At 59.6% G+C, this 12,950-nt stretch carries 20 protein-coding genes; 8 read left to right on the plus strand and 12 right to left on the minus strand.

Features of this window, described 5'->3' with window-relative positions; genetic code table 11:
- Window positions 1–10 precede the first annotated feature (10 nt).
- From LPW30_RS04035 to LPW30_RS04065, 8 genes are all read right to left on the minus strand, one after another.
- Complete coding sequence (locus LPW30_RS04035) at window positions 11–493, minus strand: pilus assembly PilX family protein (RefSeq protein WP_239680147.1); 483 nt, start codon at window positions 491–493, stop codon at window positions 11–13.
- Between the two features lie 17 nt (window positions 494–510).
- The gene (locus tag LPW30_RS04040; protein WP_420797709.1) at window positions 511–1,554 is read right to left on the minus strand and encodes a PilW family protein; all 1,044 of its coding nucleotides are present in this window, start codon (window positions 1,552–1,554) and stop codon (window positions 511–513) included.
- Window positions 1,551–2,033 carry a type IV pilus modification protein PilV gene (pilV, locus tag LPW30_RS04045; protein WP_239680233.1) on the minus strand — a complete coding sequence of 161 codons (483 nt, stop codon included), beginning with the start codon at window positions 2,031–2,033 and terminating at the stop codon, window positions 1,551–1,553. Before pilV (LPW30_RS04045) ends, LPW30_RS04040 begins: the two co-directional genes overlap by 4 nt.
- A 259-nt stretch (window positions 2,034–2,292) precedes the next feature.
- Window positions 2,293–2,427: a hypothetical protein gene (locus LPW30_RS16005; protein ID WP_274521627.1), complete on the minus strand. Its 135-nt coding sequence runs from the start codon at window positions 2,425–2,427 to the stop codon at window positions 2,293–2,295.
- 406 nt (window positions 2,428–2,833) lie between these two features.
- Complete coding sequence (locus LPW30_RS04050) at window positions 2,834–3,787, minus strand: transposase (RefSeq protein ID WP_239680148.1); 954 nt, start codon at window positions 3,785–3,787, stop codon at window positions 2,834–2,836.
- 46 nt (window positions 3,788–3,833) lie between these two features.
- Window positions 3,834–4,223, minus strand: coding sequence for a type II toxin-antitoxin system VapC family toxin (locus tag LPW30_RS04055; protein WP_025282589.1), 390 nt, complete (start codon window positions 4,221–4,223; stop codon window positions 3,834–3,836).
- Complete coding sequence (locus LPW30_RS04060; protein ID WP_025282590.1) at window positions 4,223–4,462, minus strand: hypothetical protein; 240 nt, start codon at window positions 4,460–4,462, stop codon at window positions 4,223–4,225. The genes LPW30_RS04055 and LPW30_RS04060 overlap by 1 nt, the downstream gene beginning before the upstream one ends.
- A 310-nt stretch (window positions 4,463–4,772) precedes the next feature.
- Complete coding sequence (locus LPW30_RS04065) at window positions 4,773–4,991, minus strand: hypothetical protein (RefSeq protein WP_239680149.1); 219 nt, start codon at window positions 4,989–4,991, stop codon at window positions 4,773–4,775.
- 157 nt (window positions 4,992–5,148) lie between these two features.
- Between LPW30_RS04065 and LPW30_RS04070 the strand changes: the two genes are divergently transcribed.
- The 7 genes from LPW30_RS04070 (at window position 5,149) to LPW30_RS04100 (ending at window position 8,935) form a co-directional block, all read left to right on the plus strand.
- A complete protein-coding gene (locus LPW30_RS04070; RefSeq protein WP_239680150.1) occupies window positions 5,149–5,319 on the plus strand; it encodes a Type I secretion system protein TolC in 171 nt (56 codons plus the stop codon).
- Entirely contained in the window at window positions 5,316–6,233 is a 918-nt protein-coding gene (locus LPW30_RS04075; protein ID WP_239680151.1) for an Rpn family recombination-promoting nuclease/putative transposase, read from the plus strand. Before LPW30_RS04070 ends, LPW30_RS04075 begins: the two co-directional genes overlap by 4 nt.
- A gap of 78 nt (window positions 6,234–6,311) precedes the next feature.
- The gene (locus LPW30_RS04080) at window positions 6,312–7,505 is read left to right on the plus strand and encodes an RNA-guided endonuclease InsQ/TnpB family protein (RefSeq protein ID WP_239680152.1); all 1,194 of its coding nucleotides are present in this window, start codon (window positions 6,312–6,314) and stop codon (window positions 7,503–7,505) included.
- Between the two features lie 83 nt (window positions 7,506–7,588).
- Window positions 7,589–7,906 carry a helix-turn-helix domain-containing protein gene (locus tag LPW30_RS04085; protein WP_025281672.1) on the plus strand — a complete coding sequence of 106 codons (318 nt, stop codon included), beginning with the start codon at window positions 7,589–7,591 and terminating at the stop codon, window positions 7,904–7,906.
- Window positions 7,907–7,928: 22 nt separating this feature from the next.
- A complete protein-coding gene (locus LPW30_RS04090) occupies window positions 7,929–8,156 on the plus strand; it encodes a hypothetical protein (protein ID WP_338018723.1) in 228 nt (75 codons plus the stop codon).
- Window positions 8,157–8,353: 197 nt separating this feature from the next.
- On the plus strand, window positions 8,354–8,644 hold the full coding sequence (locus LPW30_RS04095) for a type II toxin-antitoxin system Phd/YefM family antitoxin (RefSeq protein WP_035369602.1): 291 nt from the start codon (window positions 8,354–8,356) through the stop codon (window positions 8,642–8,644).
- 3 nt (window positions 8,645–8,647) lie between these two features.
- Window positions 8,648–8,935, plus strand: a complete 288-nt coding sequence (locus tag LPW30_RS04100) for a type II toxin-antitoxin system RelE family toxin (RefSeq protein WP_026623772.1) — start codon at window positions 8,648–8,650, stop codon at window positions 8,933–8,935.
- Between the two features lie 27 nt (window positions 8,936–8,962).
- Here LPW30_RS04100 and LPW30_RS04105 read toward each other — a convergent pair whose 3' ends face one another.
- The 4 genes from LPW30_RS04105 to pilV (LPW30_RS04120) all read right to left on the minus strand — a co-directional run bounded on the left by LPW30_RS04105 (window position 8,963) and on the right by pilV (LPW30_RS04120) (window position 11,764).
- Window positions 8,963–9,418 (minus strand): tetratricopeptide repeat protein, encoded by a 456-nt coding sequence (locus LPW30_RS04105; RefSeq protein ID WP_239680153.1) that lies wholly within the window; start codon window positions 9,416–9,418, stop codon window positions 8,963–8,965.
- Between the two features lie 4 nt (window positions 9,419–9,422).
- On the minus strand, window positions 9,423–10,637 hold the full coding sequence (locus LPW30_RS04110; protein WP_239680154.1) for a pilus assembly PilX family protein: 1,215 nt from the start codon (window positions 10,635–10,637) through the stop codon (window positions 9,423–9,425).
- A 72-nt stretch (window positions 10,638–10,709) separates the two neighbouring features.
- Window positions 10,710–11,279, minus strand: coding sequence for a PilW family protein (locus LPW30_RS04115; protein WP_239680155.1), 570 nt, complete (start codon window positions 11,277–11,279; stop codon window positions 10,710–10,712).
- On the minus strand, window positions 11,279–11,764 hold the full coding sequence (gene pilV / locus LPW30_RS04120; protein ID WP_239680156.1) for a type IV pilus modification protein PilV: 486 nt from the start codon (window positions 11,762–11,764) through the stop codon (window positions 11,279–11,281). Before pilV (LPW30_RS04120) ends, LPW30_RS04115 begins: the two co-directional genes overlap by 1 nt.
- Before the next feature lie 481 nt (window positions 11,765–12,245).
- Here pilV (LPW30_RS04120) and LPW30_RS04125 point away from each other — a divergent pair, with 481 nt between their 5' ends.
- On the plus strand, window positions 12,246–12,704 hold the full coding sequence (locus tag LPW30_RS04125; protein ID WP_239680157.1) for a pilin: 459 nt from the start codon (window positions 12,246–12,248) through the stop codon (window positions 12,702–12,704).
- Window positions 12,705–12,950 lie beyond the last annotated feature (246 nt).

Genomic DNA, 12,950 nt, shown 5'->3' on the forward strand with positions numbered 1-12,950 from the left:
AGGCGAAAATTTAATTCGAACGGATGGTGGCCTGTAGGATGACCACGGCGTGTTCGGTGCCACCAACACCCTTGGAGGTAATACGATACACATCGCCCGTGGTGACAGGCCCAAAATCCTCGGGACACACTTGGCCAGCGGGACAATCCGCAGCCGACACCTCAAGACGTTCGACATGGTGCGCAAAACTGCGCGTGGAAGCAGTGAGCTCATCATCCCAGGTTGCGGCGTTACCTGGGGAGAAGGTCACGGGATCATTGGCGTTTCCAGGCAGACCCCTTTGTGCATCCCGGAGACCACTTTCCGCATACTGAAAGGCAATATTGCGATCATGCATATTGCCCGCCATGCGCTCCTGAAGCACCGTGTTTTGCACACCGGCCACCGCCAGCATAGTGGTCACCAGCAGCATCACGAGGGCGACGATTAACGCGGCGCCCGTTTGGCCTTGGGGGTTGCCAGCGAGGGATACTCGCTTGCGTTCATAAGTCATGGCTTTCCGTCCCAGCCTCACTCAAGAAGGTTGCGTGCGGCAATGGTGGTGGTGAAGGTTTGATAGAGTCGACGGTCCGGAGCGTTGAACAGGGTGCCGCCAAAATAGAGGTTCTGGCGAGGATCATCGACAACGTTATCCTCCGCACCATTATTCACGAGAAGGTGAACGCGAACAGCCGCCGCTTTGGGCCAGTCGTCGGTGGCCATATCATCTGCGGCGACATAGTGATCCACACGCGCATTCCCGTTGTCGTCGATGCCGTATTCGATACGCATGTCGTGAACGCCTTCGGCGATTTCCCATATACCCCTCTCCGACGCCCCACCATCAACATCTGCACTGGTCATGCGGCGATAGAGACTCGTGGTAAGGCCACTAGAAGAAGCCGCAATATAGTAAGTTCGGGTTGACAAAGCCAAGATATCAATCGGCCCTTCAAAATCAGTATAGTCTACATGCCCCGCAGGCCCAATATTTCCAGGATCTACGTTTTGCCCAGGCCCCCGGTTAATAACACCTTGCTGCGCAGGAACATTTTGGAATTGCTCGCAGAAGCCTTTTATAGAGTCAACAATCAAAACAATCTGACCTTGGTAGATCTGCCCGGGGTCCCCTTGGTCAAGCTGGAATGCAGGCTGTGTACCCCCAGACGCAACGAAGGGGCCACCTCCAACCACGCCCATCGAAGAGACAGTCAGAATATCGCCGCGGAGGTGGTCCGATGGAATATCGCCTTCTAAGAACCCCTGACTCAAGGCGTGGACTTCTGAATTGTAATGTGCGCTTGCTGTATTGAGCAGATCCTTGATAGAACCAGGGCAACGACCATAACCTGCTTCGCGCACATCGCGAGCAATTACCTCGATCGCTAATCTTCCCGTCTCTTGCACCCGAGACATCGCCTCCTGAGTACGATAAGTCTGCTGGGTAGTGAGGAAAATACTGATCGCCCCCCCGACCAGCAAAAGCCCAATCACCATGGCCACCATGAGTTCCACCAGTGTTAGTCCACGGGCAGTGGATAAGGGGCGCACTAAGGGAGCTCTGCAAGCTTTCATATCTCTGTCCTGGTGACAAAGGTCTCGACTTCTTCGGCCTCATCCTCGGCCAGTCGGTCGTTGTCCCAACGGATACGGATCACGAATTCGTTGCCGCTGCGACTGATCTCGGCGCGGCCATTGGGCAAACCGCAGGCCAGGGCAATACGCCATTCGGCGATGTCGCGTTCGGCGAGGCTGCCAGTGAAATCCGGTATATCCTCGCTGTCGTTCGGACAACCCACCGCCTCATACTCACCGACATAGTCGTTGTTCAGAGCCGCCTGACGGTTGGTACGCATCCGGTCGGCAATGTCGTATGAAAGGTTCGTCGCCTGCGAACGGAGCTGGGAGCCATGATTAGCCTGTAGCGCACTGGCCTGCAGGGCGGCAATACCGATCAACCCGATGGAAAGCACAAACAGAGCAACCAGCACCTCAATGAGGGTGACCCCCGAGGACCTGTGAGGTGAGTAAGGATTCTGCATCGTTTTGGCCATCATGCGGATCCTGCTTTGATGCTGGGCTATGCTATCGCTGGAAACGTGGCTCGCGGATTCGCCGCTGGCATCTCCCCCCGGCACGCTGGTGAAATCACACGCGGCTTTAGCCACTACTTAAGGGCGGGCGCGTCACTGCCGCCGCCGGGGCGTAACACTATAGATAAGCGCCAAAGTCTTGTGCTGCAAGGAGGGATCGGGCAGGAGGTCCAAAATCCTGCGTAAGCGGTCGCGACCGGCGCTTGATCGCAGCGCGCGCCTACCAGCGGCCACGGTGGCGGTGACCAGCGGGCACGCTTGCCGTGGCCATCAATTCCGTCACCTGGGACAGCGCTTCGCCTTCCTGAGCATCGCCAGCCAGATACCGCTTGACCAGCAGTGGCCCCTTGAACAAACCTCAGCACCGCAGCAGCTCGCCATCCGACGACTTCAAGACGGCCCATCACAATCCCGAAGCCACGAACAATCCACCCAAGGAAGGCCTCCCATGCCCACCCCCAACCACCCCACCCTCCTCCACCACGGCGGCGCCAGCGGCGTGACCGGCAGTTGCCATCTGGTCGAAGCCAAGGCGAAGCCAAGGGACAGGCACTCTTGACTCCAGGGACAGGCACTCTTGACCATTTCGGTCGGATGTTCGCCTGCTACCGATTATGTCAACGACCACCCTCCCCCATTCCCCGGCCTTGAATCGCCCTCAGCACCCGATTCCCCCCGATCTCTTGCCCGACACCTGAACGGCGCCCAGAGGCCATCCTCGGTACATCACCGCAGCAGGGGGAGTCGTTCGGGGAAGCCCGTCAGGCCGCTGATCGTCGTCGCTGCTGCCGGTAAACGGCCTCAAACCGAGTGCTCTGATCCAGCCATTGCTCCGGGTTGAGTCCCAGCCGCTGCAGGATCGGAGGCAGTGCGTTGGCAATGGCACCCTTCTTTTTCGGATCAATGGCCCGCCCGGTGTAGTCCACCAGGGCCAGATAATCCTCAAAGGCGAACGGGATGCCGGTCTGTTCCTCCTGCACCCATGCGCCCTCAAAGTGCAGTAGCGGTTTCACCTTGCCATCGAACCGCAACAGGGCATCCAGCTGCATCTGCTCGCGCACGGCCTGCGCCAGGTTGAACCGGGGTGTGATCCGCTCCCTGATGCTGGTGTGCGCCGAGGCCTCCGGGGTGGCCGCCATCCCGGCCCGCACCGGATTGAGATCCACATAGGCCATGCAACTGAGCAGCGCGGCCTCGGTGCGCAGGGCCTGGGACTTGAAGCGGGCCTCCCAGAAGTGCCCGGTGCAGCCGTCCTCCTGGTTGGCCTGTCGGGCGATGGGTTCGTTCAGGCACTTCATGAACCAGCTCAGGTCCGCCAGCCGCTGCCGGTAGCACTGGGCGAATTCCTTCACCTGGGCCAGCTCGTAGCTTTCCTGCGGGTCTGCGGCCCGATACCGCTGGACCAGCAGTGGCCCCTTGAACAGGCAGCCCCAGCGCCGCAGCACCTCGTCATCGGACCAGTGCTCCACCTGAACCGGGTCCAGCTTGACGACGACGTGATAATGATTCGACATGACCGCGTAGGCGGCGATGTCCACGGCGAACAGGGACGCCAGCAGCCGGATACGGTCCTCGATCCATTGCCGCCGGTGTTCAAAGCTTTTGCCGGTGGCGTGATCCTGCCCACACAGGAAGGTGCGCCGCACGCAGCGTGAGACGATGTGGTAGTAAGGGGTGTCGGTGACCGATATTTGCTGGCGACGGGGGCGTGGCATGTGTCCCTCCTGGACGGTGTTTTCCCGGTCGAACCATGGCCAATGCTCAACGCACCAATAGTCCTTCCAATTCCTGATAACACTTAAACTTCGAATCAGCAGATAACAGATGCGCCTGATGTACCAAAGCAGTCGCGATGATGATGCGATCCTGTGGATCGCTATGATGTTCGGGCAGAGTGACGGCACGCTCCGCAATCGCGGGTGTAATGGGCAATAGATTAATCTCAGAAGCGTCGAGGGCTTGCTCAAACCACTGATCTAGCGGCAAACCTAGGTTAATTCGCTTATGCTCGACCAACCAGGCCACCTCGAAAAGGCTGATCGCGCTAACGCCTACACTCGTGTCTGTTTCGATCGCATCACGCCACACCGGATTTAGCCGCTGATCATTTGCCATCCACCAGAGCCAGACGTGCGTATCCAGCACTTGCATCAAATTAAGTTCCAGCTGGAATCCGGCACGGTGTCGATGACGTCACCCTTGAAAAGTATAGGAGGCACCTTGGCCGGGTGTCGCCGGGGCAATGAGGCTTGAGCCTTCCCTGCCTGCGCATCCTCGGGCGGATCCTCCATCAATACGATCACCTTCACGTGGCGATTTTTCAGCTTCTCAAACTGCGGAATACGGATGAACTCGCTTTTGATATCCGTCTCGAACTCTACCGCGTACATATGGCACCTCCAGCAAGCAAGGGATAACCAAACCCCGCGAGGATAGCACGACCACCGCCCCGAGGCCGGAAGTGCCTCCAGGAAGAGGCGCTGAGGTAGCGGTAAGGGACAGGCACTCTTCACTCTTGACCATTTCGGTCGGTTATTCACCCCCTGCCGATGATGTCAACGACCACCCTCCCCCATTTCCCGGCCTTGAATCGCCCTCAGCACCCGATTTCCCCCGATCTCGTCCCCGACACCTGAACGGCGCCCAGGCGCCAGCCTCGGCATATCACCGCAGCATGGGTGAGTCGCTCGGGGAAGCCCGTCAGGCCGCTGATCGTCGTCGCTGCTGCCGGGAAACGGCCTCAAACCGTGTGCTCTGAGCCAGCCATTGCTCCGGGTTGAGTCCCAGCCGCTGCAGGATCGGAGGCAGTGCGTTGGCAATGGCACCCTTCTTTTTCGGATCAATGGCCCGCCCGGTGTAGTCCACCAGGGCCAGATAATCTTCGAAGGCAAACGGGATGCCGGTCTGCTCTGCCTGCACGAACGCGCCCTCATGGGAGGCAAGGGACAGGCACTCTCACCGGTAAAAGGACACCCACCTTGCCCCTCCTAGATCAACCACCTCGCTGCTGTCCCGTTGACGCACCGATCGTGTTGTATTAATTTACAGTTTATCAATCCACAAGCATGGGTAACCCATGGTCTCGCCACGCTCAGCTCTCGTCGGCATGGATGCGCCACCCTGGAACCACGCGGTCTCACACCGTGTGCGCCATGCCTTCCTCTCCGGTCAGAATCACTTCAACGGCAACACCTACGAGCACCGACGCGGCCGGATTGAGGAGCACACCCTGGAGCGGGCCGCATGAGCCAACTGCTTGACCCCACCAATGATTATGTCTTTAAGCGCCTGCTGAGCGAGGCCCCGGACCTGTTGGTGGCCTTGATCAATGATCTGCGCCCGGACCTGCCAAACATCGCCTCGGTGGAGGTGCTCAACCCCAACATCGAAGCCAGCGAACTCACCGGCAAATACATCATCCTCGACGTCCTCGCCCGCGATGGCGAAGGCCACTGCTACAATGTGGAGGTACAGGTGCGCCGCTATGGCGCCTGGCACAAGCGCGGCCTGTTCTACCTGGCTCGCACCCTGGGCAACCAGCTAAATGCGGGCGAGGATTACCAACATCTGCGCGCCTCGGTGGGCTTGCACCTGCTGGACTTTGATCTGTTCACCCACAGCGAGGCCGAACGCCAGCAAGCTGTATGGCGCTTTGAGATGCGTGATGAAACCCAGCCCAAGGTCACACTGGGGAACGTACTGCAGATGAACCTGATCGAACTGAGAAAGGCCGACACCCTGGGCCTGCCGCCTGGGCCGTTGTCGGACTGGATCACCTTCTTCAAGCACTGGCGGGAGACCCTGACCATGGCCAAGATTGCCCACGAGCCTGTACAGCAGGCAATGAATCCGCTCAAGGAATTGAGCGCCGACGAGGAAGCCCGTCGTCTGGCCTTCGTGCGTGAACGCGCCCTCCGGGATGAGGTGTCGCTGTTGAATGAGGCGAAGCGGGAAGGGCGTGAAGAGGGGCGTGAAGAGGGGCTCGAAAAGGGGCTCGAAAAGGGGCGTGAAGAGGGGCTCGAGCAAGGGCGCCTCCAAGCAAAACAGGAAACGGCACGTAATCTGATTGCCCGCACCGAGATGGATCACCAGATGATCTCGCAGATCTCCGGATTGGCTCTTGAGGAGGTGGTAAGCCTGCGTCACGAGGTTCCGCACTGAAGCGGCTTCACCCCGCAGAGGCAGCAGAGGCAAGGGACAGGCACTCTTGACCATGAAGAAGGCCGTGGAGGACGCGACATGATCCGTGCCCACAGGATTGCGCTTGCGCCCAACAACAGGCAGGCGACCTATTTTGCCCGCGCGGCCGGCACGGCGCGTTTCGCCTACAACTGGGCGTTGGCCGAATGGCAGTGCCAGTACGCGGCATGGAAGCAGGACAACAGCCTGCCCAAGCCCTCGCAGGCGGCGCTTCGTCGCCATTTGAACGCCATCAAGCGCAAGCAGTTTCCATGGATGCTGGAGGTCACCAAAACGGCACCGCAGATGGCGATCATTCAATTGGGCGAAGCGTTCAAGAACTTCTTTGCCGGTCGCGCCAAGTACCCGAAGTTCCGCAAAAAAGGCGTTCATGACCGATTCACCCTCACCAACGACCAGTTCCGCGTCGAAGATTCCCGCATCCGCATCCCCCATCTCGGCTGGGTGCGGATGCGGGAGTCGTTGCGCTTTGCCGGCAAGATCATGTCTGCGACGGTCTCCCGCGTCGCTGACCGCTGGTTTGTCAGCATCACCGTGGAGACCGAAGACCCACCCAGGCGACCGGCTGAAAACCAAGGCTCGGTCGGGGTGGATCTGGGGGTCTCGGCACTGGCCACGCTCTCGACGGGAGACACCATCACCGGCCCAAAGGCGCATACCGCCCTGCTCAAGCGACTCCGGCGGGTATCACGCAGCCTGTCGCGCAAGCAAAAAGGTTCCAGCAACCGGAACAAGGCCAAGGCGAAACTGGCACGGCTGCATGCCCGCATTGCCAACATCCGGTCCGATGCCTTGCACAAACTCACGTCTGATCTGACCCGTCGGTTTCATACCATCGGCATCGAGGATCTGAATGTGTGCGGCATGATGGCGAACCGGCATCTGGCCCGCTCCATTGCTGAGATGAGCTTTCATGAGTGCCGTCGGCAACTGGAGTACAAGGCAGATCAGCGGGGTGGGCAGGTGGTGGTGGCCGACCGCTGGTTCCCCAGCAGCAAAATGTGTTCGGTCTGTGGAGCAGTGCAGAAGGCAATGCCACTATCCACGCGGCAGTGGATTTGCCCGGACTGTGGCGTACACCACGACCGGGATGTGAATGCGGCAAGAAATCTTGCCCATTACGCCGTGAGTTCCACGGTGTCAGCCTGTGGAGAGGAAGGCGCTGGCTCAGGTCGCGAGACCGGAGTGAAACCGGCCTCTGTGAAGCAGGAAATCAGCACTGAACCGGTTTAGATGCTTCTGAATAGGTTTGGGTAGGTATGATGGAACGGTTTGAGCAGTTCAGCATAAGGGGCTATTTTCAGAGGTAAAAGACAATGGCAAAACAGTACCGCAGTGAAGCCCTGGCATCGATTCACGAAACCATGGAGGCCCTGCACGAGGTCGGCGCCATCGACAAGCAGACCATGCGTGACTTCGATGACGCATGCCTTGCCCCAGTCAAACCACTTCCACCAGAAGAGATCCGCGCCTTGCGTGAACGTGAGCATCTATCCCAGCCCGTTTTCGCACGTTACCTCAACGTCAGCAAGAACCTGGTATCCGACTGGGAGCGTGGCGTGAAGCGCCCTGGGGGACCTGCTTTGCGTCTACTGACGGTGATCGAGAAAAAAGGTATTCAAGCCATCATCTAGAGGCAGAACTCATCTGGAGCACATGCACCTCTTTCTGCCTGCCTCGGTGGGCCTGCACCTGCTGGATTTTGACCTGTTCACCCACAGCGAGGCCGAACGCCGGCAAGCTGTGTGGCGCTTTGAGATGCGTGATGAAACCCAGCCCGAGGTCACGCTGGGGAACATTGGTACGTCCCGCACTGATCCCGCTTGCCACCCGGGCCGCTGTCGGACTGGATCACCTTCTTCAAGCACTGGCAGGAGAACCTGACCATCGTTCGGCGTCGTGGGGCAGGCACGCTTGTGACCCCGATCATTCCGTCACCAGGGACAGCGCCTCGACATCCAGCCACCTCAAGACGACATGCCACATCTCCGAGGCCATGAGCAACCCAGCAGGCTTGGTGATCGAGCGATGTAGTACGTATAATAGAGCGTACTATATTACACCTCCCACGGAGGATCGCGATGGCATCCCTATTGGATCGTCCTGAAGATGCAGTCTCTGCCACATCCATGGCACGAGGTTTCAGCGCTCATCTCAAGGAAGTATCGGCCCGGCAGACCGACAGGCTTGTCATCTTCAAGGATAATAAGCCCGTTGCGGTCATGATGAATGTTCAGGCGTATCAAGACCTTGTCGATGAACTCGAAGATCTGCGCATCGAAGCTGTGGCACGGGATCGGTTAACCACTTATGAGGCCGACCAGGCCATCTCTCATGAAGATATGCGGTCCCTTTTCGAGCAAGGCGACTGACCCGTGACATGGAAGGTGATCTACCATCCGGGCGTCCGGCAAGACCTGGCGCGATTGGGTTCGGCTGCTGCCAAACGGGTTCTTGATGTGATTGAGGAGCGTATCCGTGATGGCGAACCCGAAAAGCTGGGAAAGCCACTGCGTGGCACCTTGGCCGGTTGCCGACGAATCCGAACGGGCAATACTCGAATCGTGTACAGGGTGGATGGAAACGCCGTCCAGGTGCTGATCATTGCTGTGGGTGCGAGACGTGACGAGGAGGCCTACAAGCTCGCCGACCAACGTGTTTGAACAAAACCACAAAGAACGGACACCCCCTCACACCCCCAGCTCCGCCACCTGCCTCTGCGAAATCACATGCCCCCGGGCCGCTGCCCGGGTGATCCACGATAGCCCCAGCGACTCGTCGCCCTCCACACCCTCGCCGCAGACGTAACAACGCCCGAGCCAGTGCATGGCGTCCGGGTCTTCCCGTTTTGCGGCCTGCTCCAGCCAGTGGAGGGCCCGCTCCGGCTGGCCAGCCTGCAACAACATCAGGCCCAACTCTCCTTGCGCCGTGGGCTCGCCGTTGTCCGCCCGACGGATGAGGTCCATGTCCTCTTCGCTCAGCGACATGCCGATGTCATCCATCAGGCCTTCCAGGGGCACCTGAGTGCGGCCCAGGGGCTCGTCCTTGTTCTTCTTGGCGATGGCGCCCGTGGCGATGCGCCGCCACAGGGTGCGTCTGCTCAGGCCAGTGAGGAAGATGGCGGTTTTCAGGGTGACCAGGTGCATGGCTTCAGGTATCCGTATTCACGACCTCTTTCCAGGTTACCACCCTCGGCGCGCTCAGCGGACTGCCCCACAGGCCATGGTCGCGCAGGTTTTCCAGGGCCTGGGAACTGTATTTCAGGCTGAAGTTGCCGCCCAGGTCGGCGTCCACGGCATCTTCATTGCCGGTGAGGGAGATGATGGAGCCAAAGACATTGGCCGTTCCCGACCCCGATGACAGGCGGGCACCGTCCCTCAGGATGACCAAGCCTTCGAAGGTCATGGTGCCGTTGGCGGGGAAGATTTCGATATCTCCCGACACGATAAGGATGCCAGCCCCGTGGGTGTTGCCGCTCAGTCGGATGCTGCCGGTGCCGGTCACGTGGCTGACTGTTGGCGCACTGCGGCTGCCGAGATACTGGGAAATATCCTTGTTCGTGCTGTCGGCATTGACGTCGATTGGTTGCGTATCAGAACGGCTGACCAGAGCATCGGCATATTGATTCCAGTCGTTGGCGCTCACACCGCCGGTGCTCACGCTGGCATCGGTCTGGCGCAAGGGCGGGTCGCCCCGGATCTGATCCGGGCGATTGTTGCCAGCTTGATTGCCAGTGCCGATGGCATCGTTGGCGTCGTTGCCGATGAGGTATATGCCGGCCTTGTCGCCGGAGCGGTCGGCCACTTTCTCGCTCTTGCAGTCGTTACCCGTACAGGCGTCTTCCACAGGCACTTTCCAGTCGCGGCCATCATAGTAGATGGCGCTCCCGCTGTTGGAGCCAGTACGGGTGGTGCAGTCAGCGCCGTAGCAGGTGTAGGCAGACTCGGGCGTTGGCCCGCCCAGTCCGCGGTCCAGTTCCACTTCCACGATGCGCTGGGTGCCGGTGGCGATGATTTCTCCCTGGATGCGCACGCGGGCGGTGCCGCCCTGATAGCTCAGGTCCGCCAGGCGCCAGGCGACGACCTGGCCGTTGCCGAGGAAGCGGTCATGGTCGCCAATGGCCTTCACGCTCTCTTCGCTGTCGCCCCAGTGGGCAAAGGAGGCGTCGCGCAGTATTCCCAGCACTTCACTCATGCCGGTTTCTGCCGCCATGAAGGCCTCGGTGGTCTGTTTCTGGTTGCCGGCAACACGCTCCTGGATGAAGCTGCCGTTCATGCCGGCCACGCCGATGAGGGTGGCCATGGCCAGGATGATGAGGCTGACCACCAGGACGGTGCCGCGCTGTGTGCTCTTATGGGCGTTCATTGAGGGCTCCTTGCCCCCCACCCTGCGGATGGGGGGCGCATGTTGAGCCGCCGCATCCCTGCGGCTGGCATGTTACGAGTTCGTCAGACTTCTGAAGATGGGGCCGCGCAGCGCCACGTGAAATGTCAGGGTGTGGTGGCGCGGCGGCCCCCCTTGACTGGCTTGGCTGGTGAAGACGAGGGTGATTCTTGCGCCAATGGGGTCCGTGCCCGAGGGGAGCGGATCCGGTTTTGGAACGAATTGCAGCACGGAGCCCGGTTTCATTCCTTGAACCAGGATCGGGTCATTGTCGTCACCCTCAGACCCGCACCGCAGGGCATCGCCGTCCACGTGGTAGATCACTTCGCTCGCTGGCCCGCTCACGCGGCAAACGGCTGCGTTTGCGGGGCGATCCCGAATCACGCTGATGCCCTGGGGCGTGGTGGTCTCGGCAATGGCATCGGCCCCGCGAATATCCCTCACCATGAAGTCGACGGCGAAACCGATGTTGTCCTGCAGCGCGCTGAATCGCTGCGTCTCGCGGTAGGCGGCCTGGTTGCCCAGGAACACGTGAATAACACCCGCGGTGAGAATGAGCCCGATGACCAGGGCGACCATGAGTTCGACGAGTGAGAGGCCGTGTTGTTGGTTTGGGCGTCTCATCAGGAACTCCCTCCTGTAACCTCAACCGGCAACCACACGCGGTAATGAAACTCCGTTGTATCGTCAGTCTCGTCGAAACGGCCTTCGGTCCAGTGGACTGTGATCTCGCAGACATCCTGGTCACAGCTCCCGATATCGGAGGCGCTGATACCAGGCAGTGTCACCCGATGGTTGCCATCGAGGTCGGTGCCCCCTTGCTGCCAATGATCACGCCATTCGTCGCGTATGGCTTCCACATCGGCACCGGTGAACTCCCCGTTGTCTGCCCAGGCCTTCGCCATCCCCAACCAAAGCCGCTCCCCCGCATCGGTGGCAATCACGCTGGCCACAGTGCGCTGGTAGGCAGAGTGGGAACTTTGCATCCCCAGCAACTGCAACCCCGCCAGGCCCAGCAGGCCAACGGAGAGTACGAGCAGGGCCACCAGGGCCTCGATGAGCGAGAAACCGGTTTGCAATGAGCGGGTTGTAGGCGGCATATGCGTCATGGTGTGGGCGTCCTCTCGATACTATGACTGATGATACGCCTCGGCATTACATGTGGGCCGCCGGGTGGTGGGATTTGGGGGATGGATCACAGAGGAGATTGCTGGGTGCGTTGGGACGGGTTGGGGGTGACCGTTTGGCGTTGCAACTCGTCGGTGAAACTCTACCGCTCAGTTTCGGTTGGGCTCGCGGCTGCTCCCCTCTCCCGCTTGCGGGAGAGGGGCTGGGGGTGAGGGCCGGACGTAGCCGGGGGTATTGGCACGGGAAACGGCCTCTCTTTACGTCGGTGGCACACATAAACCCGTGCCACCGTTTTGGATCAAGCTGTGCCGATTGGACAAGACGCATCACGAAACCCCCGCTCATCCCGGATAAGGAACCGCTTATGGGTTGGCCCGGGATCTGCAATATCCCTGCTGCGTGAGGCCGGGATCACTGGCCTTGAAACGATGGAATGACTTCTTACAGACGAGGTGTTTCGTGATGCGGAAACAACAGGGTTTTACTTTGATCGAACTGATGATCGTGGTGGCGATTATTGGGATTTTGGCGGCGATTGCGATTCCGGCTTATCAGGATTATACGGCTCGTGCCCAGGTATCTGAGGGGCTTAGCCTTTCTTCTGCTGCAAGAACCGCTCTCGCAGAACATGCAATGATGAGAGGATCCTGGCCCGACGCTGATGAATTCAACGAGGGGGATGGCACTAATGCTATTGGCTCCTATGTGCTTCAGATTACGCATAATGATGCTGGCGTCGTTGAGGTAGAGATGAAAAGTTCCGATGTGGCCGGAGCGGTCTCAGGAAAAACCTTCATTTTAACTCCCAACACAATCGACGATGCTAGCGGCAATGTGGAACGCGTTACGGGCTGGACCTGTGAACCAGGCGGCTCCGACGCAATGCTAGCGAAGTACTTGCCGTCCAGTTGTCAAGACTAGGTAGAAAGTAAGTTAGTTGAGTAAGGGACAGGCACTTTTCTTGACCTGACGCTTACCTAGATAGCAGCAACCTGAACCCCGGCCTCGCGCCGGGGTTTCTTTTTTTCGCGCGAAGCGCGGGGGGCGGAGCAAGGGACAGGCACTCTTGACCATTCCACTTGGAGGAGCACAGCGAGGCGAGGGACAGGCACTTTTCCTGACCTGGCTCTGCACAAGGCACAAGGCAAGGCAAGGGACAGGCAGCAG

The sequence above is a fragment of the Ectothiorhodospira variabilis genome (assembly GCF_022227625.1).
In the GTDB taxonomy this organism is placed as follows: Bacteria; Pseudomonadota; Gammaproteobacteria; order Ectothiorhodospirales; family Ectothiorhodospiraceae; genus Ectothiorhodospira; species Ectothiorhodospira haloalkaliphila.

Bases quoted from the DNA above. Each gene is read 5' to 3' on its own strand.
- LPW30_RS04035 (WP_239680147.1), bottom strand. From the start codon at position 493: ATGACTTATGAACGCAAGCGAGTATCCCTCGCTGGCAACCCCCAAGGC.
- LPW30_RS04040 (WP_420797709.1), bottom strand. From the start codon at position 1,554: ATGAAAGCTTGCAGAGCTCCCTTAGTGCGCCCCTTATCCACTGCCCGT.
- pilV (WP_239680233.1), bottom strand. From the start codon at position 2,033: ATGGCCAAAACGATGCAGAATCCTTACTCACCTCACAGGTCCTCGGGG.
- LPW30_RS04050 (WP_239680148.1), bottom strand. From the start codon at position 3,787: ATGCCACGCCCCCGTCGCCAGCAAATATCGGTCACCGACACCCCTTAC.
- LPW30_RS04055 (WP_025282589.1), bottom strand. From the start codon at position 4,223: ATGCAAGTGCTGGATACGCACGTCTGGCTCTGGTGGATGGCAAATGAT.
- LPW30_RS04060 (WP_025282590.1), bottom strand. From the start codon at position 4,462: ATGTACGCGGTAGAGTTCGAGACGGATATCAAAAGCGAGTTCATCCGT.
- LPW30_RS04070 (WP_239680150.1), top strand. From the start codon at position 5,149: ATGGTCTCGCCACGCTCAGCTCTCGTCGGCATGGATGCGCCACCCTGG.
- LPW30_RS04075 (WP_239680151.1), top strand. From the start codon at position 5,316: ATGAGCCAACTGCTTGACCCCACCAATGATTATGTCTTTAAGCGCCTG.
- LPW30_RS04080 (WP_239680152.1), top strand. From the start codon at position 6,312: ATGATCCGTGCCCACAGGATTGCGCTTGCGCCCAACAACAGGCAGGCG.
- LPW30_RS04085 (WP_025281672.1), top strand. From the start codon at position 7,589: ATGGCAAAACAGTACCGCAGTGAAGCCCTGGCATCGATTCACGAAACC.
- LPW30_RS04090 (WP_338018723.1), top strand. From the start codon at position 7,929: ATGCACCTCTTTCTGCCTGCCTCGGTGGGCCTGCACCTGCTGGATTTT.
- LPW30_RS04095 (WP_035369602.1), top strand. From the start codon at position 8,354: ATGGCATCCCTATTGGATCGTCCTGAAGATGCAGTCTCTGCCACATCC.
- LPW30_RS04105 (WP_239680153.1), bottom strand. From the start codon at position 9,418: ATGCACCTGGTCACCCTGAAAACCGCCATCTTCCTCACTGGCCTGAGC.
- LPW30_RS04110 (WP_239680154.1), bottom strand. From the start codon at position 10,637: ATGAACGCCCATAAGAGCACACAGCGCGGCACCGTCCTGGTGGTCAGC.
- LPW30_RS04115 (WP_239680155.1), bottom strand. From the start codon at position 11,279: ATGAGACGCCCAAACCAACAACACGGCCTCTCACTCGTCGAACTCATG.
- pilV (WP_239680156.1), bottom strand. From the start codon at position 11,764: ATGACGCATATGCCGCCTACAACCCGCTCATTGCAAACCGGTTTCTCG.
- LPW30_RS04125 (WP_239680157.1), top strand. From the start codon at position 12,246: ATGCGGAAACAACAGGGTTTTACTTTGATCGAACTGATGATCGTGGTG.